General features: G+C 70.5%; 22 protein-coding genes. 8 read left to right on the top strand and 14 right to left on the bottom strand.

What is annotated here, in order from left to right; all coding sequences use genetic code 11:
• Positions 1 to 34 precede the first annotated feature (34 nt).
• Entirely contained in the window at positions 35 to 2845 is a 2811-nt protein-coding gene (locus ACIBKY_RS41710; RefSeq protein WP_397105928.1) for a tetratricopeptide repeat protein, read from the top strand.
• Positions 2846 to 2897: 52 nt separating this feature from the next.
• On the opposite strand, the gene ACIBKY_RS41705 is transcribed toward ACIBKY_RS41710, so the two are convergent.
• Positions 2898 to 3785, bottom strand: a complete 888-nt coding sequence (locus tag ACIBKY_RS41705; RefSeq protein ID WP_397105927.1) for an SDR family oxidoreductase — start codon at positions 3783 to 3785, stop codon at positions 2898 to 2900.
• An 85-nt stretch (positions 3786 to 3870) separates the two neighbouring features.
• Here ACIBKY_RS41705 and ACIBKY_RS41700 point away from each other — a divergent pair, with 85 nt between their 5' ends.
• On the top strand, positions 3871 to 4638 hold the full coding sequence (locus ACIBKY_RS41700) for a TetR/AcrR family transcriptional regulator (protein ID WP_397105925.1): 768 nt from the start codon (positions 3871 to 3873) through the stop codon (positions 4636 to 4638).
• Positions 4639 to 4681: 43 nt separating this feature from the next.
• A complete protein-coding gene (locus ACIBKY_RS41695; protein ID WP_397105923.1) occupies positions 4682 to 5638 on the top strand; it encodes an NBR1-Ig-like domain-containing protein in 957 nt (318 codons plus the stop codon).
• 41 nt (positions 5639 to 5679) lie between these two features.
• Here the strand turns inward: ACIBKY_RS41695 and ACIBKY_RS41690 are convergent, their stop codons facing one another.
• The 6 genes from ACIBKY_RS41690 to ACIBKY_RS41665 form a co-directional block, all read right to left on the bottom strand.
• On the bottom strand, positions 5680 to 6612 hold the full coding sequence (locus ACIBKY_RS41690; protein ID WP_397105921.1) for a SpoIID/LytB domain-containing protein: 933 nt from the start codon (positions 6610 to 6612) through the stop codon (positions 5680 to 5682).
• 14 nt (positions 6613 to 6626) lie between these two features.
• Positions 6627 to 7523, bottom strand: a complete 897-nt coding sequence (locus ACIBKY_RS41685; protein WP_397105919.1) for a peptidase inhibitor family I36 protein — start codon at positions 7521 to 7523, stop codon at positions 6627 to 6629.
• Positions 7524 to 7573: 50 nt separating this feature from the next.
• Positions 7574 to 8389 carry a peptidoglycan-binding protein gene (locus ACIBKY_RS41680; protein ID WP_397105917.1) on the bottom strand — a complete coding sequence of 272 codons (816 nt, stop codon included), beginning with the start codon at positions 8387 to 8389 and terminating at the stop codon, positions 7574 to 7576.
• Between the two features lie 302 nt (positions 8390 to 8691).
• Positions 8692 to 9543 carry a hypothetical protein gene (locus tag ACIBKY_RS41675; RefSeq protein ID WP_397105915.1) on the bottom strand — a complete coding sequence of 284 codons (852 nt, stop codon included), beginning with the start codon at positions 9541 to 9543 and terminating at the stop codon, positions 8692 to 8694.
• A gap of 174 nt (positions 9544 to 9717) precedes the next feature.
• Entirely contained in the window at positions 9718 to 11166 is a 1449-nt protein-coding gene (locus ACIBKY_RS41670) for an FAD-binding oxidoreductase (RefSeq protein ID WP_397105914.1), read from the bottom strand.
• A gap of 9 nt (positions 11167 to 11175) precedes the next feature.
• Positions 11176 to 11550, bottom strand: a complete 375-nt coding sequence (locus tag ACIBKY_RS41665; RefSeq protein WP_397105912.1) for a hypothetical protein — start codon at positions 11548 to 11550, stop codon at positions 11176 to 11178.
• Between the two features lie 229 nt (positions 11551 to 11779).
• On the opposite strand from ACIBKY_RS41665, the gene ACIBKY_RS41660 reads away from it, so the two are divergent.
• Entirely contained in the window at positions 11780 to 12601 is an 822-nt protein-coding gene (locus ACIBKY_RS41660) for a DUF4344 domain-containing metallopeptidase (protein WP_397105910.1), read from the top strand.
• Here ACIBKY_RS41660 and ACIBKY_RS41655 read toward each other — a convergent pair.
• A complete protein-coding gene (locus tag ACIBKY_RS41655; RefSeq protein ID WP_397105908.1) occupies positions 12591 to 14390 on the bottom strand; it encodes a BTAD domain-containing putative transcriptional regulator in 1800 nt (599 codons plus the stop codon). The two genes, ACIBKY_RS41660 and ACIBKY_RS41655, sit on opposite strands and share 11 nt — an antisense overlap.
• Positions 14391 to 14724: 334 nt before the next feature.
• Here ACIBKY_RS41655 and ACIBKY_RS41650 point away from each other — a divergent pair, with 334 nt between their 5' ends.
• A complete protein-coding gene (locus ACIBKY_RS41650) occupies positions 14725 to 15129 on the top strand; it encodes a hypothetical protein (RefSeq protein WP_397105907.1) in 405 nt (134 codons plus the stop codon).
• 147 nt (positions 15130 to 15276) lie between these two features.
• On the opposite strand, the gene ACIBKY_RS41645 is transcribed toward ACIBKY_RS41650, so the two are convergent.
• Together ACIBKY_RS41645 and ACIBKY_RS41640 are read right to left on the bottom strand one after the other, a co-directional pair.
• On the bottom strand, positions 15277 to 16488 hold the full coding sequence (locus ACIBKY_RS41645) for an acyltransferase family protein (RefSeq protein WP_397105905.1): 1212 nt from the start codon (positions 16486 to 16488) through the stop codon (positions 15277 to 15279).
• A gap of 26 nt (positions 16489 to 16514) precedes the next feature.
• Positions 16515 to 17342 carry a helix-turn-helix domain-containing protein gene (locus ACIBKY_RS41640; protein WP_397105903.1) on the bottom strand — a complete coding sequence of 276 codons (828 nt, stop codon included), beginning with the start codon at positions 17340 to 17342 and terminating at the stop codon, positions 16515 to 16517.
• A 107-nt stretch (positions 17343 to 17449) separates the two neighbouring features.
• Between ACIBKY_RS41640 and ACIBKY_RS41635 the strand changes: the two genes are divergently transcribed.
• On the top strand, positions 17450 to 18634 hold the full coding sequence (locus ACIBKY_RS41635; RefSeq protein ID WP_397105901.1) for an MFS transporter: 1185 nt from the start codon (positions 17450 to 17452) through the stop codon (positions 18632 to 18634).
• A gap of 106 nt (positions 18635 to 18740) precedes the next feature.
• Here ACIBKY_RS41635 and ACIBKY_RS41630 read toward each other — a convergent pair whose 3' ends face one another.
• Genes ACIBKY_RS41630 through ACIBKY_RS41620 form a run of 3 tightly spaced genes read right to left on the bottom strand, consistent with a single transcriptional unit; the run spans position 18741 to position 21466 of the window.
• A complete protein-coding gene (locus ACIBKY_RS41630; protein ID WP_397105899.1) occupies positions 18741 to 19784 on the bottom strand; it encodes a hypothetical protein in 1044 nt (347 codons plus the stop codon).
• A gap of 1 nt (position 19785) precedes the next feature.
• Entirely contained in the window at positions 19786 to 20022 is a 237-nt protein-coding gene (locus ACIBKY_RS41625; RefSeq protein ID WP_397105897.1) for a hypothetical protein, read from the bottom strand.
• Entirely contained in the window at positions 19997 to 21466 is a 1470-nt protein-coding gene (locus ACIBKY_RS41620) for a hypothetical protein (protein ID WP_397105895.1), read from the bottom strand. Before ACIBKY_RS41620 ends, ACIBKY_RS41625 begins: the two co-directional genes overlap by 26 nt.
• Before the next feature lie 90 nt (positions 21467 to 21556).
• On the opposite strand from ACIBKY_RS41620, the gene ACIBKY_RS41615 reads away from it, so the two are divergent.
• The gene (locus tag ACIBKY_RS41615; protein WP_397105893.1) at positions 21557 to 22675 is read left to right on the top strand and encodes a sensor histidine kinase; all 1119 of its coding nucleotides are present in this window, start codon (positions 21557 to 21559) and stop codon (positions 22673 to 22675) included.
• Positions 22672 to 23358 carry a response regulator transcription factor gene (locus ACIBKY_RS41610; protein WP_397105891.1) on the top strand — a complete coding sequence of 229 codons (687 nt, stop codon included), beginning with the start codon at positions 22672 to 22674 and terminating at the stop codon, positions 23356 to 23358. The genes ACIBKY_RS41615 and ACIBKY_RS41610 overlap by 4 nt, the downstream gene beginning before the upstream one ends.
• 61 nt (positions 23359 to 23419) lie before the next feature.
• On the opposite strand, the gene ACIBKY_RS41605 is transcribed toward ACIBKY_RS41610, so the two are convergent.
• A complete protein-coding gene (locus tag ACIBKY_RS41605; RefSeq protein ID WP_397105889.1) occupies positions 23420 to 26578 on the bottom strand; it encodes a S8 family serine peptidase in 3159 nt (1052 codons plus the stop codon).
• Between the last annotated feature and the right edge of the window lie 127 nt (positions 26579 to 26705).

Below are 26705 nucleotides of genomic sequence, written 5' to 3'. Positions count from 1 at the left end.
CTGGACAGGACGCCCAGCGCGATGGAGGCCGCCGATGACCGAGGTTCCAGCGCCGCGTGGCGAACGGTCGGTCGAGCTCCACGGCGACAACCACGGGATCATCACGACCGGCGACCACGTGAACATCACGCAGCTGGTGACGCGGATCGAGGCGGTGCGTCCGGTCGAGGGCGTCACGGTGCCACCGGGCCTGGGGAACGTGCCCGCCGTACCGCGCACGTTCGTCGGGCGTGAGGAGGACCTGGAGGTCCTGCACGGAACGCTGGCCGAGGACAGGCCGGTGGTGGTGCGGGCGCTGCACGGGATGGGCGGCGTCGGGAAGTCGACGTTCGCGGCACGGTACGCGCGGCAGTACCGCGACCACTACCAGATGGTCTGGTGGATCGTGTCCGACACCGAGGAGACGGTGTCGGCTGGTCTGGCCGATCTGGCGGTCGCGCTGCAGCCGGAGCTCGGAGGGCTGCCCGCGCAGGCGCTCACACTCCGGGCGAAGGCCTGGCTGGCCTGCCACTCCGGCTGGTTACTGATCTGCGACAACGCTCCGGGCCCCGGCGTGCTCGGCGATCTGGCCGCGGTCGCCGGCGACGGACGGATGATCATTACGAGCCGGCTGGCGCATGGCTGGCACACCCTCGGCGCCGACACCGTTCACCTGGATGTTCTGGGCGAGGCGGCCTCGCTCGAACTGCTCCTCTCCTTCGCCCCGCCCGGTCAGGCCGGCGCCTGGCCGGGCGCGGCGGGCCTCGTCGCCCATCTCGGCGGGCTTCCGCTGGCGATCGAGCAGGCGGGCGCCTATCTCCAGGAGACCGGCCTCACCCCCGAGGCGTACCTGCGGCTCCTGCGCGAGCGGCCGGCCCGCCTCCACGACAGCACGGCCGAAGGCTCCGCGGGCCGCGCGACGATCGCCCAGGTCTGGAAGACGACCCTCGACACGATCGGCTTACGCTCCCCGCTGCCCGGCGACCTGCTCGCGATCCTGGCGTGGCTCGGCCCGGAACCCGTCCCCCGGACCATATTCCGGGCCCTGACCGAGCCCAAACCGCTCTACCGGCGGCGGCGTCCGTGGGAACGCCGCGACCGCGACGGCTGGAGCACGACACGGGCGCTGTGCGACCCCCTCGACGTCGAGGAGGCTCTCGGCCGCCTCGACGCCTACAACATGGTCGGCCTGACCTCTGAATTCGTGACCGTGCACCGGCTCGTCCAGGACGTCACCCGGACGGCGGAGGGGCAGGCGCCCGGCGTCGCGAGGGACCGTGCGGCGATCCTGCTCGAACTCGCCTTCCCCGCGGACACGGGTCCCCCGGAGGCCCGGGCGGAGGTACGCGCGCTGCTCCCGCACATCACCACGCTGGTGTCCAGGACACCGAAGGAGGCCGAGGGCCTGGCCCTGCCCTTTCTCCTGTGGCACACGTCCGTGTTCCTCGGCGAGCAGGGCGACGTCCTGCGGGCCGTCAACCTCCTGGACCGTGCGCTGGAGTCGGCGCGGCGGCTCTACGGCGCCGTCCATCCGGTCACGCTGTACGTCCGTGACGCCCTCGGCGTGGCCTGCCAGGACGCGGGGGAGCTGGGTGACGCCGTCGCGCTGCTCAAGGCGAACCTCGCCGACCGCAAGGCCAGGCACGGCCGTAACGACCCGCTCACCTTCGAGAGCCGCCGCCACCTCGCGCACGCCCACCAGGCGGCGGCCGACCACGCCCAGGCCACGGTCCTGTTCGAACAGCTCCTGGCCGACCGGGAACGGCTGCTCGGACCCCACGACCCGCTCACGCTCCAGAGCCGCCACGATCTGGCCAACGCCCACTACCGCGCGGGCGACCAGGCGACGTCGATACCTCTCTTCGAGCAGGCCCTCTCGGCGTGCGAAGCGGTACTCGGCCCGGCGCACGGCCATACCCTCGCGGTCCGCAACAACCTCGCGCTCGCCTGCTCGCTGACCGGCGACGAGGAACGGGCGGCCGCGCTGCTGCAGAGGAACCTGGAGGAGCGGGAGCGGGAGCTCGGCACCGATCACCCGGACACCCTCCTCGCCCGTTTCAACCTGGCGGACGTCCTCGCGCGGATCGGGGACGAGGACGGCGCGCTCGCCATGCTGGAAGCCGTCGTGGAGGACAGCGAACGGGTCCTCGACGACCTGCACCCCGACCGGCTCGCCAACCGCGAGGGGCTCGCGGACGCCTACCTGAGCGCCAAGGACTACGCGAAGGCCATCCCGTTGCTGGAGAAGCTGCTGGAAGACCGGGAACGCGCGCTGGGCCCCGACCATCCGAGCACGCTGGACGTCCGGGGCGACCTCGCCGGCGCCTACTCGCTGAGCGGCGGGCTCGACCGCGCCCTGCGGATGTTCGAGGAGGTCCTGGCCGCCAGGGAGCGGGTACAGGGCGACGGCCACCGCAGAACCCTGGACGCGCGCCGGGACCTGGCGCTCGCCTTCGAACAGGCGAGACAGCCCTATCGCGCCATCCCCCACTTCAAGCGCGTCCTCGCCGACAGCTACCGGCTCTTCGGCCGCGACCACCCGGAAACGATGGACGCTCGCCAAGATCTCGCGAGCGCCTATCAATCCGTCGATGACATGAAACGTGCCGTTCCGTTGTACGTGGAGGCCGTTGAGGGGTTCGCCACGCTGCTGGGCGAGGAGGATCCGAAGACCTTCGGGGCCAGGCGCGACCTGGGGTTCGCCTACGAGAAGATCGGAGATCACGAACGTGCGCTCCGGCAGTTCGAGATGGCGCTCCCCGGCCACGAGCTGGTTCTGGGGCCGGAGCACGTCCTGACCCAGGCGGTCCGTGACTCCCTGCGCTTCCTCACCGAGAACCTCGACTGGCTCGGCGGCGAGGACTAGAAGGCACCTACCGGCTGGATCAGCACGACCATGAACGCCGCCCGGTAGCCACTCAAGCGGGCCTTCCGGCGAGGTCGCGGAAGGCGGCGGCATGGTCGCGGGCCCACTGCGCGAACGTCCGAGCCGGCCGGCCGGTGACGACCTCCGCCGTGGGCAGCGGGCCCAGCTCCGCCGGATCGAAATCCGATGCCGCGTCCGGGTCGGCCGGGTTTCCGGCGTAGTCGGTGAAGCCCAGCAGGAAGTCCGCGGCCTCCGCGGCGAACCCGCCCTGCGCGAGGTACACCTTCCGGGCCTCGGCCGGGCTGAGCTCCTCGAAGCGGATCTCCTCGCCGATCGCCGCCGCGATGGCGCGCACCTGGTCACGGAGGCTGATCAGTTCCGGCCCGTTGACGTCGTAGGCGTTGCCGGCGTGACCGTCCTCCAGCAGGGCCGCGAGCGCCACGTCGGCGATGTCCTGCTCGTGCACGGGAAACCAGCCGGAATCGGGATGGGCGTCCCGCACCACCCGTTCCGCCCGGATCGACGGGCCCCACAGCGACAGCTTGTTCGCCGCGAACTCGCCCGGCCGTACGTGTGTCCACTCCAGGCCTGACTCCTCGACCGCCCGCTCCACGGGCAGGTGGAACGTCGTGTCGTAGCCGCCGGTCACCGCGCCTGATGACAACACCACCACGCGCCGCACCCCCGCCCGCGTCGCCAGCGCGACCACCTCTCGTGCCGTGGAGGCCTCGGGGAAGAGGTACATCCGGTCGACGTCGGCCATGGCCGGTCGCACCGTGTGCGGTCGCGTGAGGTCGCCCGCCACGACGTCGACACCGCCGGGCAGCTGCGCCCTGGCCGGATCCCGCGTCAGGGCGCGCACCTCCACGCCCGCGCCGGCCAGTCCCTTCGTCACCAGCCGCCCTACGTTGCCGGTCGCGCCGGTCACCAGTACTCGCATCGTCCCCGCCCTTCTCGAATTTCCGTACCACCTACGGTTAAACAATACCGTATCGTATACGGGAAATGGGACGCGAGGAGATGTGATGGAACGCAGCGGCGGCGGCGATCCCGGCGCGACCCTGCGGCTGCTGTGGCGTGGCGCCGCCGTGGGGGGTGACCGGCCCACCCGGGGACGGCCACCGAAGATCACGCTCGAACAGATCGTCACCGCGGCGATCGCCGTGGCCGACCGCGACCAGCTTGAGGCCACGACCATGGACAAGGTCGCCGGCGAACTGGGCGTCGGCACGATGTCGCTGTATACGCACGTGCCCGGCAAGGCCGAGCTGATCGACCTGATGGTGGACGCCACGTGGTGTGAGCTGGCGCTGCCGTACGGCACGGATCCCCGGCCGGACGGCTGGCGAGCTCAGGTGGAGCTGTACGCGGGCCGGGCCTCGGCGCTGCACGGCCGCCATCCCTGGCTCCGCGAGATCTCGACCGTGCGTCCGCCCTTGGGCCCCGGCCTGCTGGCCCGGCAGGAGTACCTGCTGTCCGCGCTGTCGGGCACCGGCCTCGACGCCGTTCAGGCGACGGCCGCGACCGACGCGATCGTGACCTTCGTGGACGCCGCGGCCGGCGCGCAGGCGGAACACGCGTACGCCGAGCAGGTCAGCGGCCAGTCCGACCCCGACTGGTGGGCGGCGCGGCAGGCGTTCTGGACGGAGATCTTCGACGCCGGCCGCTATCCCTCCATCGCGCGCGCCTGGACGGAAGGCGGTCTGAGCCGCAGCGCCGCCGAGGCCTCGGCGATGGCGTTCGACCTCGGGCTGCGCAGTCTGCTGGACGGGATCGAGGCGCGCGTGACATAAGGGTGGGTTGAGTGAGGACCGTGGGTGCTGTTAGCTTCGCACGGTGGACGACAGGCGTGCACGTGCGGAGGCGATCGAGGACTTCGCGGCGTCCCTGCGGGAACTGCGCAACTCTGTCGGCAACCCACCTTTTCGGGAAATGTCCGGCCGGTCGGGGGCGATCTCCCACACGACGTTGCATGAAGCCGTCAAGGGCAACCGGCTCCCGAGCTGGGAGACCACCGTCGAGTTCGTCAAGGCGTGCGGCGGGGACCCGGCCGCGTACCGCGACCACTGGGAACGGGCGAACCTGACGGTCAGGTCCGCGAGCGCCGCGGAACCCCGCGCGGACACCTCGGCGGGCCAGGACACCTCGGCGGGCCGCGTCACCGAACCGCGAGAGCCCTGGAACGCGGGCGAGATTCCCCCGCCGCTCTCCGTGCGGGGGAGCGCCGGGCGGTTCCGGCCGGCGCGCGCGGCCGTGATCGCGGCGGCGGGCGCCGTCGTGCTGGGGGCGGTGGTCCTCGTGGTGGTCGTGCTCAATCGCGGCTCCACACCCGCCGGGGCCGGCCCGAACCCTCCGGCCGCCGGCGCGTCGATCGCGCTGACTTCGACCGGTTGCCCGGTACGGGTGGGCAACCCGCCGCCCGCCTCGCCGTTGTACAAGGACGACGCGGCCGTGTTCGTCGCGGACGTCACGCTCCCCGACTGCATGCACGTCGGCACCGGCGAGACCCTGACCAAGGTGTGGCGGTTCAAGAACGCCGGGAGCGTGCCGTGGAAGGGGTACTCGCTCCGGCGGCTCGAACCGGCGCAGCAAGCCGATCAGTGCCGGACCGTCGCCGACGTGCCGATCAAGGACACGCAACCCGGTGAGATGGTCGAGATCCAGACCGACATCACGACGCCGATGAAGCCGGGACTGTGTTACGCGGGGTTCAAGATGGTGGACGCTTCGGGAACGGTCGTGTTCCCCGGTAGCCGGCCGGTCACCTTCCAGATCATCGTGAACAAACGTTAGTTCCCCGCCGCGCGTGACGCGGCGGGGAAGCGAGAGGGGAATCAGGAGCCGATACCGATCCCCGTGTAGTAGCTCCGGAGGATCCTGGCGTAGTTCCAGCCCGCCTTGGCCTTGTCGCGCGAGCCCTTCTGCGACATCCAGTCCCCGTTGACCCAGTTGCCGCACGCCGTCGTCGTCGAGCAGTACTGGGCCTTGAAGATCTTCCCGCCGCGGGTCAGCCGGATGCCCCAGGTCGCGTCCACCGCGGCGCTGGTCGCCGCCTTCGCGGAACCGGGCTTGTACACCTGGCTCGACGTGTGGTCATAGACGTCGAAGCACTGCCCGCTCGGGGTCTTGCGGTTCGAGCGCATCGCCCAGTACCAGCCGAAGTTCTTTACGGCCAGCGCCCCGGCCCTGAGGGACTCCCTGGGCCAGCTCGACACCCACTCGTTGGGCAGGACGTTCTTGACGTACGTCTTGAAGTCCACCCGTTCCACGCGATTGATGGACTTGCGGTACACGAGGATCGTCGTGGGCAGCCTGGTGTCCGTGCCGTCGGACTTGCACCCGGTGATCGGCGGCTTGGACGTCAGGAACAGGTGTGAGGCGTTCTGGTTCTTGAGGGTGGGGTTCAGGTTGCCTCTGGCGCCTGCGGCGAAGTCCTGGTACTTGCCGGTGTGGCCGCTGTTGAAGTAGACGCGGACGGTTTTGGTGCTGCGGTTCCAGACGGAGGCGGCGGAGTTCTTGACGCATTTGCCTTTGCCGTTGCCTGGTCCTTTGAAGTCGAAGCAGGACGGCTGTTTGGTGGCGTAGTCGCCTACTGATCCGGTGAAGTCGGAGACGGATCCCTGGTTGTTGCTGTTGAAGTAGTAGCAGAATTCGCCGGTTTCGCAGACGCCGTTGCGGTTCGCGGCCGACGCGGGGGCTGAGGTGGCGGCGAGCATGGTCCCGCCGAGCGCCATCGCGGAGATCAGCCGTACGGTTCGGGTGAGCACAGGTGTGATCCTCACTATCGGACGGTGTAGCCCTGGGAGTTCCAGAACGGGCCCGGGTTCGGGTTCTGCAGGTTCCAGTCTTTGACGCTCTTGGCCGCCCGCAGATGGCGTCCGGGGCGCATTTCTACGTGGGTGTGCGCGGACGACTTCTTCGACACCCCGTGCCAGGACTCCGTGCCGAGGAGCTGACCGCGCCTGACCTGCTGGCCCACGCGCAAGGAGTCCAGCGGGTCGGTGTGCAGGTAGATCACCGTCTTGTTCAGCGAGGCCATGTAGATGGCGATGGTGGAAAGTCCCGACCCGCCGCGGGCCCCCTGCCTGACGTTGATGATCTGGCCTGCCACCAAGGAGCGGACGTTGGCGCCCAGGCCCCGGACGATGTCGATGCCCTCGTGCCGGCCGGGGGTGTTCTTGTAGCCGTCGTAGCCGGTGGAGATCCGGCCGCTGGCCGCGTACAGCGAGAACGACATGATGGCGCGTGGCGTGGACGACGACGGGCCGAACAGGTGTGAGGCGTTCTGGTTCTTGAGGGTGGGGTTCAGGTTGCCTCTGGCGCCGGCGGCGAAGTCCTGGAACTTGCCGGTGTGGCCGCTGTTGAAGTAGACGCGGACGGTTTTGGTGCTGCGGTTCCAGACGGAGGCGGCGGAGTTCTTGACGCATTTGCCTTTGCCGGCGCCCGGTCCCTTGAAGTCGAAGCAGGACGGTTGTTTGGTGGCGTAGTCGCCTACTGATCCGGTGAAGTCGGAGACGGATCCCTGGTTGTTGCTGTTGAAGTAGTAGCAGAATTCGCCGGTTTCGCAGACGCCGTTGCGGTTCGCGGCCGCCGCGGGGGCTGAGGTGGCGGCGAGTACCGTTCCGCCGAGCGCCATCGCCGCGGTCGCCGCGGTCAGGATCCTGGTGAGCGTGGTCATGCTGTTCTCCTTCTGTCCGTGGTGTCGGGGGTCGCTGCGTTTCGGCGGAGTCACCGGCGCTGGTACTCCTCCCAGGTGCGGATGGTCACCTTCGGGCCGTCGTCGGGACCACGGCCGGCGAGGCCGTTGAGACCGAGGTAGTAGTCACCGACCTGGTGCTGGGCCTGGCCGGAGAGAGCGGTGTCGCTGATGGCCACGGCGTGGATGTGCCACGGCCAGTCATCCTGCTGGGGATCGCGCACCCACGCGGCGAAACCCACACGACGCAACCCACGCACGACCGCGGTCCGGGTGGCGGAGTTCATGCCTTCCACCGAAATGTCCACGACGCCCCCGCCGTCGTGGGTGCCCGCGGACGTGGGGTCACCGCCGGGGTTGTACGAACCCTGGTCCAGCTTGAGGTCGCGCCCGAGCAACCGCTTCGCCTCGGTCAGCATGCTTCGCGTACGGGTGTTGACGACGAAACCGCCGGAGGACACCCGGGGACCGGGGTCGACGACGTGGGTGACCTTGAAGCGGCCGGCTCCGAGACTGGTGAGCGACGTCCTGCCCGGAAGGCCGTTGGCGTCGAGACCGCTGAGGCCGAGAGACTTCTGGTAGTTGGCGTAGGCGGTGACCGTTGTGGTGCCGAAGTACCCGTCAACCCACTTCGTGTCGAGGAGACGCCGGTCGCGCAGCGCCCGCTCAACGAGGAGCACACTGGCCTTGGCACCCGGGGTCAACGTGTTGTCGGCCCGCCGCGGGTCGATCTGGGCAGCCTTGACGGTGGCTTCCATGTTCAGAGCGGGAAGAGCCCCGGCGTGTGCCGTCGGCGTCCCGGGCGCTCCGGTCAGGAGAGCCAGCAGGACGGCCGTTGTAACCTTCATCGATACTCCTGGTCAGCGCTGGGGCGGTTCTCGGTGCGGCGAGAATCAAGCTCCCGGGTCGCTGGCCTGTCCGGTAGGAGATCGGTGTTGTCAGCCTGTACGGCAGGCATGCGCGTACGGGCTGTCTGACAGGTGATCCGCGCGATGAACGCGCCGCGTACTGTCCGGATCCGTCGTAAAAAGATCATCCGCCCGCGAGACGGGCAGCTACGGCGTGCCGGTCCGGGGCGGTCGAACAACGTCATCGGCAGGCAGGATCGGTGAGCCGTGTCGGGGCTCACCAGATCCACGCTGCCCAAGGGCTACTGCTCTCCGGTTCCGGCCTCCTCCAGCGCGTAACCGCAGGCCTTGACCTCGCCGGTCTCGGGGTCGGAGAAGTCCGGGTCGAACTCGATCAGGCCGAGCGTGGTGCCCTCGACGGAGCGACGGAAGGTTTCCTGCTTGCCGCAGTCGTAGAGCACGTACGCGCCCTCCTTCTCGCCCAGGAGCAGGAACCTCTCGTCCGGGTTGTCCTTGTGCAGAGGCTTGCCGTCGCCGTCGCCCACGGTGGCCCACTGGTTCTGGAAGCCCACGGTCTGCAGCAGGGCGTTGCCGTTGCCGTTGGCGGCGATGTCGACGGCGCCCTGGACCATCTGGGCGACCAGCATCAGCCCCAGCCCGATGCCGAGCAGCGCGCCGGTGAGCACCTTCATCCCGGCCCGGCCGGTGTTGTGCCGGCGCATCAGGCGAAACGGCACCAGCAGGCCGAGGACCGCGACAAGGAGAACGGCCACCACAAGGGTGCCGCCGGACAGTTCCCAGAGCGTGCCGAAGTAGGCGTAGTAGGCGACGAGCGAGATGAGGACGCCTGCCGCGGCCGCGATCCACGGCTGCTCGCGGAGCCTGTGCAGCAGCCGGCCGACCGACCTGCGGGTGGCCAGGTTGAGCAGCCAGCCCAGCGCGACGAGCAGCCCCACCCCGGGCAGGGCCACCAGGAAGAGCTGGATCAGGGTGCCGATGAGCCGGCCGAAGATCGTCGCCTGGTCCAGGCCGGCCTGCTCGGGGGTGATGCCGAACACCATGTAGACCTGGGCCAATCCCAGATAGAGCATGGCGTACATGCCCACGGCGACCGGCACGGCGACCGACCCGATCTTCTCGAAGACCTCAAGCACGCTGCCCTTGGGTTCCGGGAGCGGAGGAACTGGGGCCTGTTCTGGCGGAAGAGGCGGAAGGGACTGATAAGTCATGACAGCAGAGAATGGATGGTGTGCGTCGACACCTGGTTGACGGGAGATGACCGCCCCCGTCCACCGGGCGTCCAGGGAGACGGAGTACGGTCACGGCCGCTATGCCGGTCTGATGTTGTGGTTGACGCGGAACAGGTTGCGTGGGTCGTGGATCCGCTTGAGCCGGGTCAGACGCTTGTAGTCAGCCGGGGTGTAGGCCGCGCGTACCTGCTCGGGTGCGAGGTCGGCGCTGCTCATGAAGTTGGCCGCCATGCCTCCCGTGAGGTGCGGCCTGAAGCCGTCCATCAGGTGCTGTTGCAGCTTGCGCACCGCTCCGGCCTGGTCCGCGGGCGCCGGGTTCGCGATGAACAGCAGGGCGGCGGCGTCCCGGTGTCCCACGGCGTTGGGCACCGCGGCCGGACGGGCGAGCGCGCCGCCCAGCTGGCGGAGCTCGATCACCCCGAAGGGCAGCTTGACGTTCGGGCCCGCCAGGGCCAGTAGCCGCTCCACGGCGGCGGCGTCCAGGCGGCGGAGCAGCCCGGTGCGCTCGAAGACCGGCAGAGGCGCCACGGGCGGATCATTGGAGATCGTCCCGACCTTCTCGTACGGCAGCGTGCCCATCGTGCCGAGCTCCGGCCCGGCGGCCAGCATCGGCGCGAGCAGCCGCCTGGCCTCATGGTCCCGTCCGAGGTAGGCGGCGGTCAGGCGTACCGCCACCCGGTCCTGAAGGGGCGGGGGCACGGTCGGCGCCTTGGGCAGCCGCATGAACGCCAGCGTGGTCGTCATCTCCTCGGGCAGCCCGGCCGCCCAGGCGGGGTAGGCGCGCACCACCCGCTGGGCGGCCTCTCCGAAGAAGAAGAGCGCGCCGCCGTACAGGGTCGCCACCTTGACCAGGTCGATCTCCATGCCGGTGACCACCCCGAAGTTGCTCTTGCCCCCTCGAACCGCCCAGAACAGGTCCGCGTGCCTGCCCGGCGACAGGCGAAGCGGGCGGCCGTCCGGTGTGACCAGGTCAATGGCCCGCACGTGGTCGGCGGCGTAGCCGTACTTGCGGCCGAACGGGCCGAGGCCTCCGCCCAGCGTGTAGCCCACCGCGCCCACGTCGAGCGAGGAGCCGTTGATCGTCGCCAGGCCGTGGGCGGCGGCGGCCTCGACGAGCGTACGCATCCTGGTGCCGGCGGCGACCTTGGCGACGCGCTTGGCCGGGTCGATCTTCACGGAGCTCAGCCGCCGGGTGCTGATCAGGATCCCGCCGTCGGCGGCCGCGCTGATGCCGTGCCCGGTGGCCTGCACGGCGACGGGCAGCCCGAGCACGCCCGCCAGGCGTACGGCGGCGCGGACGTCGCCGGCGTCGGCGGGCACCACGACCGCCTTGGGGGCGTGCCGGACGACGCTGTTGTATCCGGCGTGTTCCGCCGCGAAGCCGGGGTCGCGGGGGAACAGTACGGTGCCCTTCACCGCCGGCCTGAGCCTGGTCGCGAGGCGGTCGCCGGGATCGTGGGCGGCCGCCGCGCTCCCGATGGCGAGCGCGGCTCCCGCGCCCTTGATGATGGTTCGTCTGCTCACCATGGCTTCCCCTCAGGCCGTGCAGGCGGAGTTCAGCTTCGTCACGGTCGCGGTGGCCTTTTCGGTGTACGTGTCCGCCTCCTCCGGCGTGCTGATCCCCGACAGCTCCTCGTAGAGGGAGACGACCGCGGCCTGGGCGTCCTTGGCCTTCGCGTCGACGTCGAGTGCCTTGATCTTCTGCGCGCTGTCGCTGTAGAGCTGCTTCATCGCCTCAAGGTCCCCGGCCCTCTTCTGGAGCTCGGTCACCGTGCTCCCCATGACGGCCTGCATCTCCTTGCACCCCTTGGTGTCGGCCACGGCGGCGGTCTCGCCCGAGCCACAGGCCGCAGTACCCAGGGTCAGGAGGGTGAGAGCGGAGACGCTCAGGGCGATCTTGTACCAGGACATGTCTTTTCCTCCGTGCTGTCGCAATGGGTCACGACAGCCTTCACCGAGGCCATGGACAGCCGATGACCAGCCGATGAATCGCCGCCAGGAGGGCCCGCTCCGGGCTCCCGATTGACGGCACATTGACGGAGGCGCCGGTCATCCGCACGGCTCCGGAGACCGGCTGTCCATCGATCATCAAGATCGTGTCTGCAGGATCCAAGGGTTGACTTCGACCTGGAGACTCTTGATGAAGTGGAATCAGTTCACGATCGGCGCCGGCGCGTTGCTGCTCGCCACCATGCTCTCCGCCTGCGGCGGCACGGACGAGCCCGCGGCGGCCAAGGAGAACGCCCCCAAGACGGGCGCACCCGCACCGGAAGCCGCGGGAAAGTTCATCGCCGAGTACGGCAAGGCGGACACCGAGATCGCCACCGAGGGACTGGAGCGGCTGAAGCCGGGCAAGGTGCTCGAAGGCTTCGCCGCCAGCCTCAACGGGATGCTCAAACTGCCGCACGACGTCACCCTGGCCGGTGAGCAGTGCGACCAGGTGAACGCCTACTACAGCCCGGACGAGAAGAAGATCACGATGTGCTACGAGCTCGTGGCCGACGGCTTCAACCGGTACCGCGACAAGGCCGCGTCCGAGGAGGAGAACGACGAGCATGGCCAGGCCAATCTCCTCGACACGCTGTACCACGAACTCGGCCACGCCGTGATCGACATCTACGACCTCCCCGCCCTGGGCAAGGAGGACGACGCCGCCGATCAGTTGTCCGCGTTCATCATGGCCCAGGGCGACGATTCCGTGGGCCTCCAGACGATCAACTACTACTTCGCGTCGGCCGGGGACCAGGACCGGGCCACGCTGCCGTTCTATGGCGAGCACTCGATGGACGAGCAGCGGGCGTACAACTACATGTGCTGGATCTACGGCTCCGACCCCAAGCGCTACGCCGACTGGGTCGGCGAGGACGGGTTGCCGGAGGAGAGGGCCGCGAGGTGCCCGGCCGAGTACGAGAAGCTCTCCGACTCCTGGTCGAAGCTCCTGGATTCCCACGTCAAGGAGTGAGGGCAAACTGCGGAACACCGGCCCGCACGCCTTCGAGTACGGCCTGCCGTACGACCGGCTGGTTGAACCGCAGCGGCGAGCCGTCGCTCAGGATCCCCATGCCGACCAGCGCCGACAGGACGGCGGCCGCCTGGTTATCGGGCAGACCGGCCAGGTCGGCCACGGCATGGAACTCGGCCGCGTGGTCGAGCATCGCGACCGCCATGGCCAGCGCGCTCGCCCCGGGACCCGCGTGGCGCAGCAGGCCGGCCACCCACCGCTCGATGGAGGTGGACCTCTTGCCCGCGCCCCGCGCCTTCATGTGCTCGGTGAGCAGAAGCGTGTTGCCGCCCGTCTCACGCAGGCACGAGGCGATGAACGCGGGCTCCGGTTCCGTGCCGAACAACTCGGTGGCGAGGGCCGTCGCCGCCTCGCCGGGCAGGCCACCCAGGCGTACGAGGCCGAAGATCGAGCAAAGCGACTCGAGCAGCTGATCGTCGCCGGCGGGGATCCCGGTCGCCCTGGTCGCGGTGACCAGGAGGGGGACACGCTCGACGCGCCTGGCCAGGTAGGCCAGCCAGCGCAACGAGCCGAGGTCGCACCATTGCAGGTCATCGATGGCGATCAGCAGCGGCACGCGCTCCGCGAGCCGGACGGCGAGACGGTAGAGCGCGTGCAGCGCGTCGGGGCCGCCCGAGGACGGCCGGTTGTGCCAGACGATGTCGGCCGCGGGCTCGACCGTCCCGCCGAGCAGCCGCCGCCGCTCCTGCGCCGGCAGGCAGTACAGGATCGGTTCGAAGATCTGCCGGGCGACGCCGTACTCGTACTCGCGCTCAAGCGGGTGCGCCTGCGCCCACGCCGTCTGGAATCCGCGCATGTCGGCCAGTGCCTCCACCCCTCTCAGCAGCTGGGTCTTGCCGGCGCCCGGGACGCCGTCGTAGAGCAGGCTGCCGCCGGTGCCGGACTCGGCGGCGGCCATGGCCGCTCCGGCGGCCGCGAGCTGATCGTCGCGGCCGAGGCAGCGCAGGCGGACGACCGGTTTCCTGATCGCCACCGGTGCCGGCGGCAGGTCGAGCTCGGAGGTCTGCGCGAGGATGTCCGCCTCAAGCTTGCGCAGTTCAGGCCCCGGATCAACGCCCAGTTCCCCGGCCAGATAGCGACGTGCCTCGCTGAGCGCGGCGAGGGCGTCGCCCTGCCTGGACGAGCGGTACAGGCCCAGTGCGAGCAGCCGCCAGCCCTCCTCCCGGGTGGGCTGGGCGCGCGCGTGCGCTTCCAGCTCGGGTACGGCCTCGGCGTGCCGCCCCAGGCCGAGCAGGGTGCCGAGCCGGTGTTCCGTCGCCCCGAGACGGAGTTCCTGCAGCCTGCTCACCTCTCCCCGCGCCCACAGGGTGTGCGCGAACTCGGCGTAGGCCGGACCGCGCCACAGGCCGAACGCCTCGTCGATCAGATCGAGGGCGGTACGCGGCTCGGCGGCCACCCTCGCCTGCCGCAGCAGCCGCTCGAACATGGCCGAGTCGAGCGCCGCCTCGTCCACGCGCAGCACGTAGCCGCGCGGCTCGGTGATCAGCACGGACGGCCGGCCGGGTTCCCGGGCGGGCGGCTCGACCACGCGACGCAGCCGGCAGATGAACGTCCGCAGTGAGGACAGCGCCTGCGGTGGCGGGCAGCCTTCCCAAAGATCGTCGATGAGCTGGTCGACGGGAATGACCCTCCCTGGCGACAGCAGCAGCCGGGCGAGAACCTCCCTGTTGCGTGGCGTCCCCACATCCAGGCGGTCATCCCCCCGCCACGCCTCCACAGTTCCGAGCACGCCGAAACGCATTTGACCCCCCAATGGTGCTGATCTGGACGGAGGCCATGGTGAGGGAGGCCGGTAGACGTTTCATAGACGAAGAGTCGACGACGCGATGCGGGTCATCGGCAGGTGACTGAGGCCGCCCGGACCACCGGCCGGGCACGGTACGCCGTCAGGCCGGCGGGTCCTCGGCGGCGGGCATCCCTCGAACTTCGGGCCGATCGTCACACCCCGGCGTCAGCGGTTGTGTCAGGGCGGCGACGGCCCGGTATCAGAGCGGTCGGCGATCGTGGATCTCATGAACAGGCCGGGATCCACCGGCCAACTCGGATTAGAAGGAGCACACATCATGACCGTCACTTTCTCCGACCAGGACAAGCTCACCCTCCGTCTCGCCGCCTGGGGCGCCGTCTCGCTGATGTCCGCCGCGGGCGCCGCGGGATCCGCCCACAAGGTCGGCACCCACGGCTCCGTCGCGCTGGTCTCGGCGACCGGCCCGGTCGGACACGTGCTCACCAAGGCGCCCAAGGGCGTGAAGTACGGCAAGACCGTCGCCGAACTCGCCGACCAGGTGCTTCCCGCCCTGACGGCGGCCATGAACCTGCTCAAGGAGCAGGCCCCGGCCGAGGCCGACAACTTCCGCACCACCGTTCTCGTCGCCATCGAGGCCGGCGTCCACAGCGGGAACGGCGGGCCCAGCCCCACCCTGGCCGAGATGGCCCGCAAGATCACCGAAGCCCTTGACGCCGCTTGACCGGCCGGTGGCGCGGCGGGCGGGGTCATGACTGCCCGCCGCGGAACACCTGCTTGAGGAGGTCATCCAGCAGCTTCGGGAACCGAGCGCCCGCTGACCTTCTCGATCAGCAGCCGCGCCGGCGTGTAGCCCGTGGCCTGACCGGGCTCACCCGACGGGCCGGTTGACCAGCCGCTTGCCCAGCCGCTGCGCGGGCTTCTCCACCCATCGCCAGGTCAGCGCGCACAGGCCGAGTAGCGCGGCGCACACCGCCACCAGCAACGTCAGACGCACCGCCAACGGTACGGCCGGCGGATCCGGCAAGAAGAACTCCACGCTCTCCAGCAGCAGCGGGTGCAGCAGGTAGACCGAGTACGACACCAGGCCCAGCCAGGTCAGCCACGACGGCATCGTGCGGTGACGCAGTGCCAGCCCGGCGGCGAACGTCAGCCAGGCCGCCGCGATCGCCACCTGTAGCCCGGTCTCGGCACGCGCCGGCCACAACCCGGCCAGCGGTATCAGCGCCACCCAGGCGATGTGCCGGCGACCGAGCTGTCCCGCCTCGACGCGATACAGCGCGGTGCCGGCGAACATGGTCGCCAGGATGAACAGCCCCTGCCACGGCCCGGGGTAGCTCTGGTTGACCATCAGCAGCAGGAGGATCGTGCCCGCGATGGCCACGGCGCCCACCTGTCGTACCCGCCTGCCGCCGCACAGCACCGCGGCCAGCCCGGCGGCCAGGACGGCGGTCACCACGACCACGACCGCGAGCATGCGGCCCGCCCCACCGGCCGACAGCAGCGTCACGGGCAGCAGCCCCGCGCCCAGCACCGCGACCGCCGCGAACGTGAGCGCCGTCGCGGTGCTGCGCCGGTGCACACCCAGGGTGAACATCGCGGTCAGCAGAAGGTAGAAGGCCATCTCGAAGGAAAGGGTCCACAGCACGTTGGCCAGGTTCGGCACGTACATGAGGTTCTGCAGCATGCCGGCGTGTGCCAGGGCCAGCGCCACCGGCCGGCTGTCCCACCAGGTGTGCAGTTCGTCCCAGCCGGACGCCGCCAGCAGCGTCATTCCGGCCACGCACACGGTGAACAGCGGCCACAACCGGAAGAACCGCGAGATCCAGAACGCCCGCAGGCTGCCCCCGCGCTCCAGTGACGCCGGGACGACGTAGCCGCTGACCAGGAAGAACACCAGCACGCCGTACCAGCCGGGGTCGAAGACGGCCTTGATTGGCAGCCGTGCCTCCGGCCACAGCGGTTTGAGCGCGTGCTCGAAGACCACCACCATCGCCGCCAGCCCTCGCAGCGCGTCCAGCCAAGCCAGGCGCCTGGTATCTGGCAAAGCCGGGTCAGCCGTAGTCAGGGGGGCGGAAAGCATCCGAACATCGTAATAAGAACCATCGGCTACGACCCTTCGATTGGACGGGATGCCTTGAGCTGGTCGATGGCCCTGGTCGTCTGATCGTCGGCCGGGAGGAAGACGACCAGTTGCTGGGACTCCGCGGGCAGTTCGAGCGTCTCCCGGTGCAGTCGAAGCCGGTGCCCGGCCGGGTGGTTGAGGCGGAGAACGCCGCGTCGCGGAACCCTATGACGGTTGAGGCGGCTGGTGAAATCCGGGCCGGCGATGGGGGTCAGCTCCGCGGTGAGCCATTCGAGATTTTCGAGGGACGGCGCCTGCCACAGGTCGAAGGTCTGTTCGTCGGCGACGTCGTCCCAGTCGGCGAAGAACGTCCGGGCGCGTGAGTCGGTGAACAGGTAGCGATTGAGGTTCGGACGGGCGGCGTCGAGCAGTCCGGTTCCCGTGGCGACCGATTGGTAGCCGGTGGTGTGAGCCAGGATGTCGCCCAGGCGGTTGGTGACGATGGCGACGCCGGGTTCGAGGAGGCGGAGTGTCCGCAGGACGGACGGGCGTACGTCTCTGGGCGGCGGCACGGGGCGGATGTCGACGGAGCACTCGTCGCTGGTGATCTTCGCGAGGTAGCGCAGGTGGTTGTGCTCCGGGAGGTCGAGGCGGAGCGCGCCGGCGAGCGCGTTGATGACGGACGGGGACGGGTTGCGGTCGCGGCCCTGCTCGATGCGGGTCAGGTATTCGACGCTGATGCCGGCCCACGTGGCGAGGTCGAGGCGGCGCAGGCCCGGTGAACGGCGGCGGCCGCGTTCCGGCAGTCCGAGGGATTCCGGCTGGATGCTGTCGCGTTTGGCCCGGATGAAGTTCCCCAATGGCGTCCCCACGTCGACAGGTTACCGGGCGGTTCCGGCCTGACCTCAGGGTGGCCTTTCCGGGGCCAGCCTGAGCACGGGCTGGTTGCCGGCCCTGGTGGGGGCTGATCGTGGTCCGCATGGAGAAGAGGCCGGGTCGGGTTCTGCTGGTGTGGGGGCTGCTGGTCGTGGCGGCCAACCTGCGGGCGAGTTTGACGGGTGTCGGGCCGTTGCTGGATCGCGTACAGGCTGATCTGGGGTTGGCCCCGGCCGTGGCGGGGCTGCTGAACACGCTGCCGCTGCTGGCGTTCGTGGTGCTGTCACCGATGGTGCCCCGGCTGGCCGCGCGGTGGGGGGCCGAGCGGCTCCTCGGGGGCGCGCTCGTGGTGCTGACGCTGGGGATCGCGCTGCGGTGGGTGCCGGTGGGTGCCGGTCTGTTCGGGGGGACCCTGCTGATCGGGGCGGGGATCGCCGTGGGCAACGTGCTGCTGCCCAGCCTGATAAAGCGGGATTTTCCGGACAAGGTGGGGCTGCTGACCAGCGCCTATGCCACGGTGATGGGCGGTGTGGCCGCGGTGGCGTCCGGGGTGGCGGTACCGATCAGTGAGGTCGCGCCCGGCGGTTGGTACACCGCGCTGGGCTGCTGGGTCCTGTTCGCGCTCGTGGCCGTCCTGCTGTGGGCTCCTCAGGTGCGGGCGCCGCGGCTGGGCGCGCAGCCGCTTCGCGCGCACCGGTTGCCGTGGGGGTCCGGGCTGGCGTGGGCGGTGACGGCGTTCATGGGACTGCAGTCGCTGGGCTTCTACGTCGTCGTGACCTGGTTGCCCCAGGTGCTTCAGGACAGCGGGGTCGGCGCGGCCGCGGCGGGATGGCTGCTGTTCGTGTTCCAGGCGGTCGCGGTGGTGACCAGCCTGGCGGTGCCCGCCGCGCTCCGGTGGGCGCGTGACCAGCGTGCGCTGGCGGCGATCTGCTCGGCGGTCATGCTCCTCGGCTACCTGGGGCTTTTCGTGGCGCCGGAATGGGCGTTGCTGTGGAGCGTCGTCCTTGGGCTGGGCGGGGGCGCCTGCCTCGTGCTCGCGCTGGCGTTCATGAGCATGCGCGCCCAGGACGCCGCCGCGGCCGGTGCGTTGTCGGCGATGGCACAGTCGATCGGGTACCTGCTGGCCGCCGTGGGGCCGGTGGCCTTCGGGCTGTCGCACACCATCAGCTCGGGCTGGCGAGTACCGATCATGCTGATGTGCGTGGCCGCGGCCGTCCAGACGATCGTCGCACTGCTAGCCGGCCGCGGCACGGTGCGCCTGCCGATCGCCGCGCCAACCGGCCGGTGATCGACGGGCCGGTGATCGCCTGATCGTCGGCCAGACCCGTCCTCCCGTACCCCGTCGGGCCCGAGCCCGAACGTCGGGACGGTGCGGTCGAGCAGTCGCTCGGAGCTCAGCCCGCGCGCTCGGCCACGGCGTCGAGCGCGCGCGCGACGTTGGCCAGCACGGACTTCTTGCGCACCTTCGCCTGGAGCCTGGCCAGGGCAGGGACGGTGTCCGGCCCGCCGCGGTGGGCCAGGACGTTGACGGCGGCGTTGGCCAGCATCTCGCTGCGGCAGTTGGCGCCCCTGCCACCGAGGCCGACGCCGCAGGTCAGCGCCAGGTCGCCCAGAACCTGCGTGATCCACGGCTCGTCGAAGAGCTCGCAGGTCCACACCATGCCGCGCACCGGAACGGACGTGCACAGGTGGAGGAAGACCGTACCGTGGCCGTTGTCGGGCCGCCGCTCCCGGTGGGCGGTCACCAGGACGAGGATCTCCCTGACCAGTTCCGCGACCTGCGGAGTCAGGAGACTGCGCGCGGTCGTCAGCCATCGCGCGCCGGGCTTGGACGATCGGGCGGTGGCCCAGTGGCGCAGCAACGGCAGGACGGCCGGGTCGGCCAGGCGCTCGCCGAAGTCCTCGGCCAGCGTGACCGCGATCGGATCGCGGTCCCAGATGATGGTGCGCACGACCCCGGCCGGCCCGTGCTCGGCCGGTTCGGTGAGCACCTCGTCGATTTCCTCGTGCAGAACCTCCCACACCGGCGGGTGATACTTGCGGAACCAATCGACGATCCGCACCAGGATCTCGCGCCGCTCGGAGTAGCCGAGCGTGCGGATCGCGGCCAGCGGGATCCGGTAGAGCTCCAGGTAGTTGGTGTGCTCCAAGGTCATCAGCCCGTTCGCGATCTCCCAGAGGAAGCCCACGTCCCGCGCGGTCCAGGGTGTGTCGCTCTCGGCGACCTCCCTGGCCGTGCGCAACACGTCGGCGGGGTGGTCGTGCCCGCCTTCTTGCCCGAGGCCGAGCCGCAGCTGGGCCCACCTCCCGAACACGGCCTGCTCACCCGCGCCCGGCCGCTCGCCCGCGTCGAAACGGTCGAAGTCCGCCCGCATGGCCTCATCAACCTCGCGGAGCATGTACGCGTGCGACGGCGGGAAGCGATCCAGGACGCCCATGTCAGCCCCCCACCAGCGCGATGTGCTCGACGCGCGGGCCGATCGTCTCGGCCAGATCCTCGATCTGCCGGTCGCCGGCCATGAGCAGGAACCCGTCGCGCCCGAAGGCCCGCTCGGCGATGTCGGCCTGCCGCTCCCAGCCGGTGCGGCGCACGCGCGGCCGCACGAGTTCGGGGGCGGTGATGATCTCCAACGCCTTGCCGGTGGTGGTCTCATCGCGGAAGGTGACGGTGGGCATGTGTCAGAGGTATCACCGCCCACCGACAAGATCGGTGTGCCAGCCAAAGGACGAGGGCGGCGTATCCACAGATCACAGTCAGCCCCGCCCAGGGCGGAAGCGGGTAGTACCCGCCGAGCAGCGACCGGTCCACGTCGATGTGCGCGAACACGGGGACGCTCTGTGTGATCGCGAACCCGGCGGCCGGGGTGATCATCAGTAGCCACGGCACCAGCCCCGCGCTCGCCAGCACATAGGGCACCACCACCAGCCCGACGGCCAGCCCGATGGCGACGATGCCCCGCCTGACCAGCGCGGCGAGGCCGAGGGCCAGCACCGCGGCCGCCGCGGTCAGTGCCGCGAAGCCCACGATCACCTGAAGCCCGGTGGCCGGGGTTATCGGCTGAACCGGGTTCTGATGGGCCCGCATCAGCGCCAGTCCGCCGGGCACCACGACACCCGAGGTCACCAGCCCGGTCACGAACGCCACAGCGCCCACGACGACGGCCTTGGCAAGCGGATCGCCCCGCCCGCGCCGGTGATCCGCGGTGAAGAACGTGACCGCCACCACGATCACCAGGACCAGCCCGGCGGCCCCGCCCAGCAGGGTGAGATCGGCGCGCAGGCCACCGGTCATGATGACGGGCCCGATGTCACCACCCCCGCTCACGATGACCTTGCCGCCCGACTCGACGGCCCGCCCCGGGTGATGCGGAGTGCCGTCGGGCTTCATGGTGACGCCGACGTCGTCGTGGCGCCACGAACCGTTCGCGCCCCGCAGCGCGATCTGGTCGAAGGTGGCCGTGGCCTGGGCGAAGCGGCCGGTCATGTCCGTCAACGCGCCGGGTGAGGCGGCGAACAGCCCGATCTCGACCGTCCGCGGCAGTCCTGCCAGCGTGACCGTGCCGACCTCGGTCCACGTCCTGCCGTCGCCGGACTCGTGGCCCGTGATGGTGTCGCCCGTCCTGGTCAGCCGCAGCCGGCGCGGTCCGGTGACGGGAGCGCCGGCCACGTCGTGGGTGAAGTTGTGCTGCATCCGCACGCCGTGCGCTCCGGTGATCATGATGGCGGCGTACGGCGTGCCCTGCTTGAGGGTCGGCCGGATGAGAAGTCCGGCTTTCGCCCAGGGCACGACCACCCCTTCCTTGACGTTGCGCACCCCGGGTACGGCGTCCGGCAGCCGGATCTGGCCGGTCATGTCCGATACGCGGGCGGTGATGCTGCCGTCCCCCTGGAGCGGCTGGTGTACGAAGTAGTACTTGTCCGCCACCGCCGTACCATCTGGTCCGAGCAGAGGCGCGGGGCAGGGGCCTTCGCCCTTCCCGGTCACGCAGGTGGTGCGGGCGCTCCCGGTGACCAGCAGCCCGATCGACACGGTGACCAGCACCGAGGCCACCATGCCGAGCACCCAGCCGCGTCCGGTCCTGAACCTGGTCCACTCCGCGCTCAGCGTCGTTCTGTCCATGGCGCCGTTTGTACGCCGCAGGGGATGACACCGGCCCAACGCCGCCTGTTATGCCGCTGTCATGTGGAATGCGGCATTCTGGGGGCACCCATGCGACGCAGAGTGAAGACCGCGGCGATGGCCGGCCCGCGGAGACGGCCCGCCATCCGCATGCGCATGGCCCTGTCGTACTGGGGACTGTTCGTCGCCTCCGGCGCCGTTCTTCTGATCCTGACGGTCGGCCTGTGGCAGGGCGAGACGACGGTCACCGTCCATGTCCCGGGCGCGCCGGCCGCCACCACCCACAGCTCCGATCTCGGCAAGCTTGTCACCGTGGCCGGTGTCGCCCTGGCCGTCATGGCGGTGGTCTCGCTGTTGTTCGGCTGGCTGGTGGCAGGACGTTTCCTGGCGCCGATCCGCGCCATCACCACCGCCGCGCGCCGGATCTCCGCCACCAACCTGCACGAACGCCTCAGCCTCCAGGGTCCCGACGACGACCTGAAGGAACTGGCCGACACGATCGACGAACTGCTGGCCAGGCTGGAGCGGTCGTTCGAGTCCGAGCGCCGCTTCGCCGCCAGCGCTTCCCATGAGCTGCGCACCCCGATGGCCACCATGCGGGTGTGGCTGGACGTGGCCATGGCCAAGCCCGGCCCGCTGCCCCCGCAGCTCGTCAGCCTCGGCGACCGGATCCGCAACGAGCTCGACCACGTCGACGCGCTCCTGGAGAGCCTCCTCATCCTCGCCCGCACCCAGCAGGGCCCCTCCGACGACCGGTCCCGCGTCGCCCTGAGCACCACCGCGGCGGCCGCCCTGCGGCGACACGCCGACACCATCGCCGCCCTGCCCCTCCACGTCGAGCACCGCCCCTGCCCGCAGGCCCGGGTCACCGGCAGCGAAACCCTGCTCACCCGCATGATCGGGAACGTCGTCGACAACGCGGTCCGGCACAACCGGCCGGGCGGCTGGATCCGCGTCAGCGCCGAGACCGGACCCCAGCAGGCCCGCCTCATCGTCGAGAACAGCGGAACCGTCCTCACCCCCGAAGACCTCGGCCGGCTCACCCAGCCCTTCCGGCGCCCAGACGCCGAGCGGACCGGCACCGGCCTCGGACTGTCCATCGTCAAGGCGATCGCCGAGGCACACAACGGCGGCATCAGCCTGTACGCCCGCGCCGCCGGCGGCCTCCGCCTGGTCATCACCCTGCCCCTGGCCGAGGACCACGTGTGAGAATCCTGGTCGTCGAAGACTCAAGAGCGCTGGCCGACGGCATCGCCGAAGGGCTCCGTGACCAGGGGATGGCCGTGGACGTCGCCTATGACGGGCGGGCGGCGGCCGCCAAGCTCGACCTCAACCCGTACCAGGTCGTCGTCCTCGACCGCGACCTGCCCGGCCTGCACGGCGACACGTTGTGCCGGATGATCGCCGATGGCGGCCACCCCGCCATGGTGCTCATGCTGACCGCCGCCGGCACCCCAGGCGACCGGGTCACCGGCCTCAGCCTGGGGGCCGACGACTACCTGCCCAAGCCGTTCCACTTCCCCGAACTCGTGCTCAGGATCCGCGCCCTGGCCCGCCGCCAGCCCGCCCCCCGCTCCCGGACATACCGAGCGGGAGGCATCGAGCTCGACACCCTGCGCCACACCGCCGCCCGTGACGGCCGCCCGCTCAACCTGTCGGCCAGGGAGTTCGCCGTGCTGGAGTCGCTTGTGCGCGCGCATCCGGCGGTCCTGTCCGCCGAGGACCTCCTCGAACAGGCATGGGACGAGCACGCCGACCCCTTCTCCAACGTCGTCGCCGTCACGGTCGGCAGGCTCCGCCGCAAGCTCGGCGAACCTCCGGTCATCGGCACCATCCCCAACGTCGGCTACCACGTCGTGGACGACCCGGATCCGGGCGCGACCGGCCCCTGACCGGCGTCGCTGCGGGTCTGCCGGCAGGAGCGGTCACGCCCGGAAGATCAAGCGGACCCGGCTACCCGACCGCGTAGGCGCGGTGGATGGTCTGGGTGACGGTGTTGCCCGCGGAGTCGGCGGAGGTCGCGCGCAGGGACACGAAGCCCGCCGTACGCGGGTTGGGCACCCGCGCGCTCCAGCCCCGCCCCCCGGCCTTGACCGGGAGGTCGCGCCATGTCGCCCCGTCGTCGGCGGACATCCACAGGCGGATCGACTTCACCGCGGCCGCCGGAGCTCCGGGGTTGCGTTCGATCCAGATGGGCAGCCGGGTGGACGATCCGGGCTTAGCGCGGTTGTACGCATCCAGCCCCGCCGGCGCGTACCGGACCGCGGTCAGCGCGAGCGGCTGCCGCGCCGGGGTGCTCGCCGACCGGAACGTCCACGTCGACTCGACCTTCGTGGAGAGCGTGGAGTACGGCACCGCCCGCCCGCCCGTCGCGGTGAGGGTATAGGTGGCGGCGCCCGGCGGGAGGGTGGCGGTCAGCCGGCAGGACGCCGGGTCCCACGGGTCCGGCTGGCACGCGGCGTAGTCGATCGTGGAGATGACCCGGTCGCCCTCGGCGAGGGTGACGGTTCCGGTCGCCGCGCCGTCCATGCCGGTCCGGCCGGGCACCCCGTCGGAGTGCAGCCGGGCGGCGTCGAAGGTCAGGGTGTCCTTCTCCCGCCAGGCCCCCGGGGTGGCGAAGGACGGCCCGCTCACCGCGACGTTCCACGTCTGCCGGGCCCGGCCGTTGCGGACGGGCTTGACGCCCTCCGTGACCACGGACTCTCCGGCCTGCAGCGCGCTGGACCATCGGTGGCCCGGAGTCCGGTACTGCAGCAGCGTGCCCGGCAGGGTCACGTTCTCGGTCGGCGTCAGCCATCCGTTGGCGATGATGTCGTTGCTGTTCGCCGCGTAGTAGGTGCCCGTCGAGGCCACTCCGGCACCGCGGAAGGTCGTGCGTACCTTGTCGAGGTCCTTGGTCCTCGCGGTGTGGGAGGGGTCCTCCGGGATGCCGCCCCGGTGTTCGTCGACCAGGTCGTACCGGACCGGGCCGGGAGCGTGGAGGTGCGTCCTGGCTATGTACGTCAGCCCGGGGTGGTCGGAAGCGAGCACGAGCGTCTTCAGGCCCGGCTCGGAGAGCACGCTCAAGAACCAGGACCCGTGTTTCACTGAGACCTCGATCCACCCGCTGGGGACGGCGGCGGGGTCGTCCACGGCGAACGTGACCGGTTTGGCCTTGCGCGTGTCCAGCACCAGCTCCATGTCGCGGCCGCCGACCTTCACCGGCAGGTGCGTGGTCGTGACGGTGCGCGGCTCCTCGTAGATGTCCACGTACAGGTTCCACTCACCCGCGGGGAGCCGGTAGGTGCCCGGGGCGTCGATCTGAGTCAGTGGGTGGCGCTCGCCCGCCTCGTTGTAGAACTCTCCCATCGCGCTGACCGGCCGGCCCTCGCTCCCGAGGGTGCGGACCGTCACGTCGTAGGATTCCGGCTCCACGTACGCGGTCGCGACGGTACGCACCCTGAGGTCGCCCGACGCGGCCGTGACGGTGCCCGGATAATCGCCGGGCGCCTTGCCGGTCGCGTCGATCGTCACGGTGACCGTCGCGGTGCCCTTGGCCGGCACCTCGACCCGTCGCGCCGAGGTGTGGAGCACCCCGCCCTCCGTGGTGAGGTCCAGCGTGACCGGCGCGTCGCCGGCATTGGTGTAGGTGAGTTCCCTGGTCGTCTTCCGCTCACCGGAGTCGTCCCAGCGGAAGGCCGCGCCGATGTTCGCGGGACTGGCGTGGACCTGGGCGCCGAGCGCGCGGACCACGTCGACGCGTCCGGCGCCCTGGTCGAAGTGCGTGGCGCCGGGCTGCGGGGCGGCGCTGCCCATGAGCGCGGCCTTGAGCTGTTCACCGGTCCAGTCCGGATGCCGCTGGGCGAGGATCGCCGCCGCGCCCGCCACGTGCGGCGCGGCCATCGAGGTACCCGAGTAGGCGACATAGGGGCCGTCGGCCGTGCCCCGCGCGGCCGCCGCCGTGATGTCCACGCCCGGAGCGGTCACATCGGGCTTGATCGCGTGATCGCCCTTCCTCGGGCCGCGGCTGGAGAAGCCGGCCATCCGGTCGGACTTGTCGACTGCGCCGACCGTCAGCGCCGCGTCGGCGCTGCCCGGACTGCTGATGGATCTCTGCCCATCGTTGCCCGCGGAGATGACGAACAACGCTCCCGTACGCGCGGACAGCGTGTTGACCGCCTGTTCCACCGGGTCGACGCCCAGATGGTCCACGGCGCCGATGCTGAGATTGATGATCTTCGCCTTGACCTCTACCGCCGCCCACTCCATGCCCGCCAGCAGTGCCGATTCGGTGATCCACTCCGATCCGACCTTGCCCATCGCGATCTTCGCGCCCGGTGCGACGCCCCGGTACTTCTCACCGGCCCCCGCCACGGTGGAGGCGACATGGGTGCCGTGACCGATGCGGTCGGTGACGTCGGGATCGTCGGAGAAGTTGCGCGACTGCGTGACCACCTCCTTGAGATCGGGGTGCGTGGTGTCGTAGCCGCTGTCCAGCACCGCCACCGTGACACCGGCTCCGGTCAGCCCCTGCTGCCAGGCCTGCGGGGCCCCGATCTGCCTGACGCTCTGGTCGAGGGTGAAGGAGCGCTTGCCGTCGAGCCAGATCTTCGACCTGGCCGCGGACAGGGATCGCGCGGCGCCGGCCAGGCTCTGCCAGGTCTGGCTCGCCCTGGCCTTGGGGACGCTCATGCCGGCCAGTTCCGGCGCGGCCAGTCGCTTGGCCGCGCCGAGCGCCGTCGCCGCCTTGCCCTCGGGCGACTGGATGATCAGCGGGATCTCGGGCTTGTCGGCGTCGCCGTACCTCCACGTGAGCAGTTGCGTGACGTCGAACAGCCGCGCGTCCAGCAGGCCTTCGGCCACGAGCCGTTTGGCGTCCCCCGGAATGACGTGCAGATGTCCTTGGCGGCGCTGGACGTCGAAGCGGACGTTCCTGCCCGGCCCCGGCTCGACCCGGTAACCGTTCGCCGTGAGGATCACCCGGTCGCCGGTCAGCAGGGTCACCGCGCCGGTGACACCGGCCGCCGCCGGGTCGGCGCGGGCGGCGCCGGTGGTGCCGGTGATGCCGGTGATGCCGCCCGCGAGCAGAGACCCGGCCACGATCGTGGCGAGGGTTCCCAGGACTGATCTCATGAACGCTCCTGCCGCCGTTGTGTCGTCACAGGCTCTTGCCGCCGGAGCACCCGAAGGTTCATGGCGTGCCGGTCGGCTCCTCGACGCCGTACGGCGGGCCGCTTCCTGACCCAATCCATGACTTTTC

Source organism: Nonomuraea sp. NPDC050394 (genome assembly GCF_044459065.1).
Taxonomy (GTDB): Bacteria; Actinomycetota; Actinomycetes; order Streptosporangiales; family Streptosporangiaceae; genus Nonomuraea.
This window is presented reverse-complemented; position numbering and strand designations above follow the sequence as displayed.

What these genes read in the sequence shown, in the direction of transcription:
- ACIBKY_RS41645 (WP_397105905.1), bottom strand. Translation starts at nt 16,488, where the DNA reads ATGCTTTCCGCCCCCCTGACTACGGCTGACCCGGCTTTGCCAGATACC.
- ACIBKY_RS41670 (WP_397105914.1), bottom strand. Translation starts at nt 11,166, where the DNA reads ATGGTGAGCAGACGAACCATCATCAAGGGCGCGGGAGCCGCGCTCGCC.
- ACIBKY_RS41700 (WP_397105925.1), top strand. Translation starts at nt 3,871, where the DNA reads ATGGAACGCAGCGGCGGCGGCGATCCCGGCGCGACCCTGCGGCTGCTG.
- ACIBKY_RS41685 (WP_397105919.1), bottom strand. Translation starts at nt 7,523, where the DNA reads ATGACCACGCTCACCAGGATCCTGACCGCGGCGACCGCGGCGATGGCG.
- ACIBKY_RS41710 (WP_397105928.1), top strand. Translation starts at nt 35, where the DNA reads ATGACCGAGGTTCCAGCGCCGCGTGGCGAACGGTCGGTCGAGCTCCAC.
- ACIBKY_RS41615 (WP_397105893.1), top strand. Translation starts at nt 21,557, where the DNA reads ATGCGACGCAGAGTGAAGACCGCGGCGATGGCCGGCCCGCGGAGACGG.
- ACIBKY_RS41625 (WP_397105897.1), bottom strand. Translation starts at nt 20,022, where the DNA reads ATGCCCACCGTCACCTTCCGCGATGAGACCACCACCGGCAAGGCGTTG.
- ACIBKY_RS41650 (WP_397105907.1), top strand. Translation starts at nt 14,725, where the DNA reads ATGACCGTCACTTTCTCCGACCAGGACAAGCTCACCCTCCGTCTCGCC.
- ACIBKY_RS41630 (WP_397105899.1), bottom strand. Translation starts at nt 19,784, where the DNA reads ATGGGCGTCCTGGATCGCTTCCCGCCGTCGCACGCGTACATGCTCCGC.
- ACIBKY_RS41705 (WP_397105927.1), bottom strand. Translation starts at nt 3,785, where the DNA reads ATGCGAGTACTGGTGACCGGCGCGACCGGCAACGTAGGGCGGCTGGTG.
- ACIBKY_RS41665 (WP_397105912.1), bottom strand. Translation starts at nt 11,550, where the DNA reads ATGTCCTGGTACAAGATCGCCCTGAGCGTCTCCGCTCTCACCCTCCTG.
- ACIBKY_RS41605 (WP_397105889.1), bottom strand. Translation starts at nt 26,578, where the DNA reads ATGAGATCAGTCCTGGGAACCCTCGCCACGATCGTGGCCGGGTCTCTG.
- ACIBKY_RS41660 (WP_397105910.1), top strand. Translation starts at nt 11,780, where the DNA reads ATGAAGTGGAATCAGTTCACGATCGGCGCCGGCGCGTTGCTGCTCGCC.
- ACIBKY_RS41680 (WP_397105917.1), bottom strand. Translation starts at nt 8,389, where the DNA reads ATGAAGGTTACAACGGCCGTCCTGCTGGCTCTCCTGACCGGAGCGCCC.
- ACIBKY_RS41620 (WP_397105895.1), bottom strand. Translation starts at nt 21,466, where the DNA reads ATGGACAGAACGACGCTGAGCGCGGAGTGGACCAGGTTCAGGACCGGA.
- ACIBKY_RS41635 (WP_397105901.1), top strand. Translation starts at nt 17,450, where the DNA reads ATGGAGAAGAGGCCGGGTCGGGTTCTGCTGGTGTGGGGGCTGCTGGTC.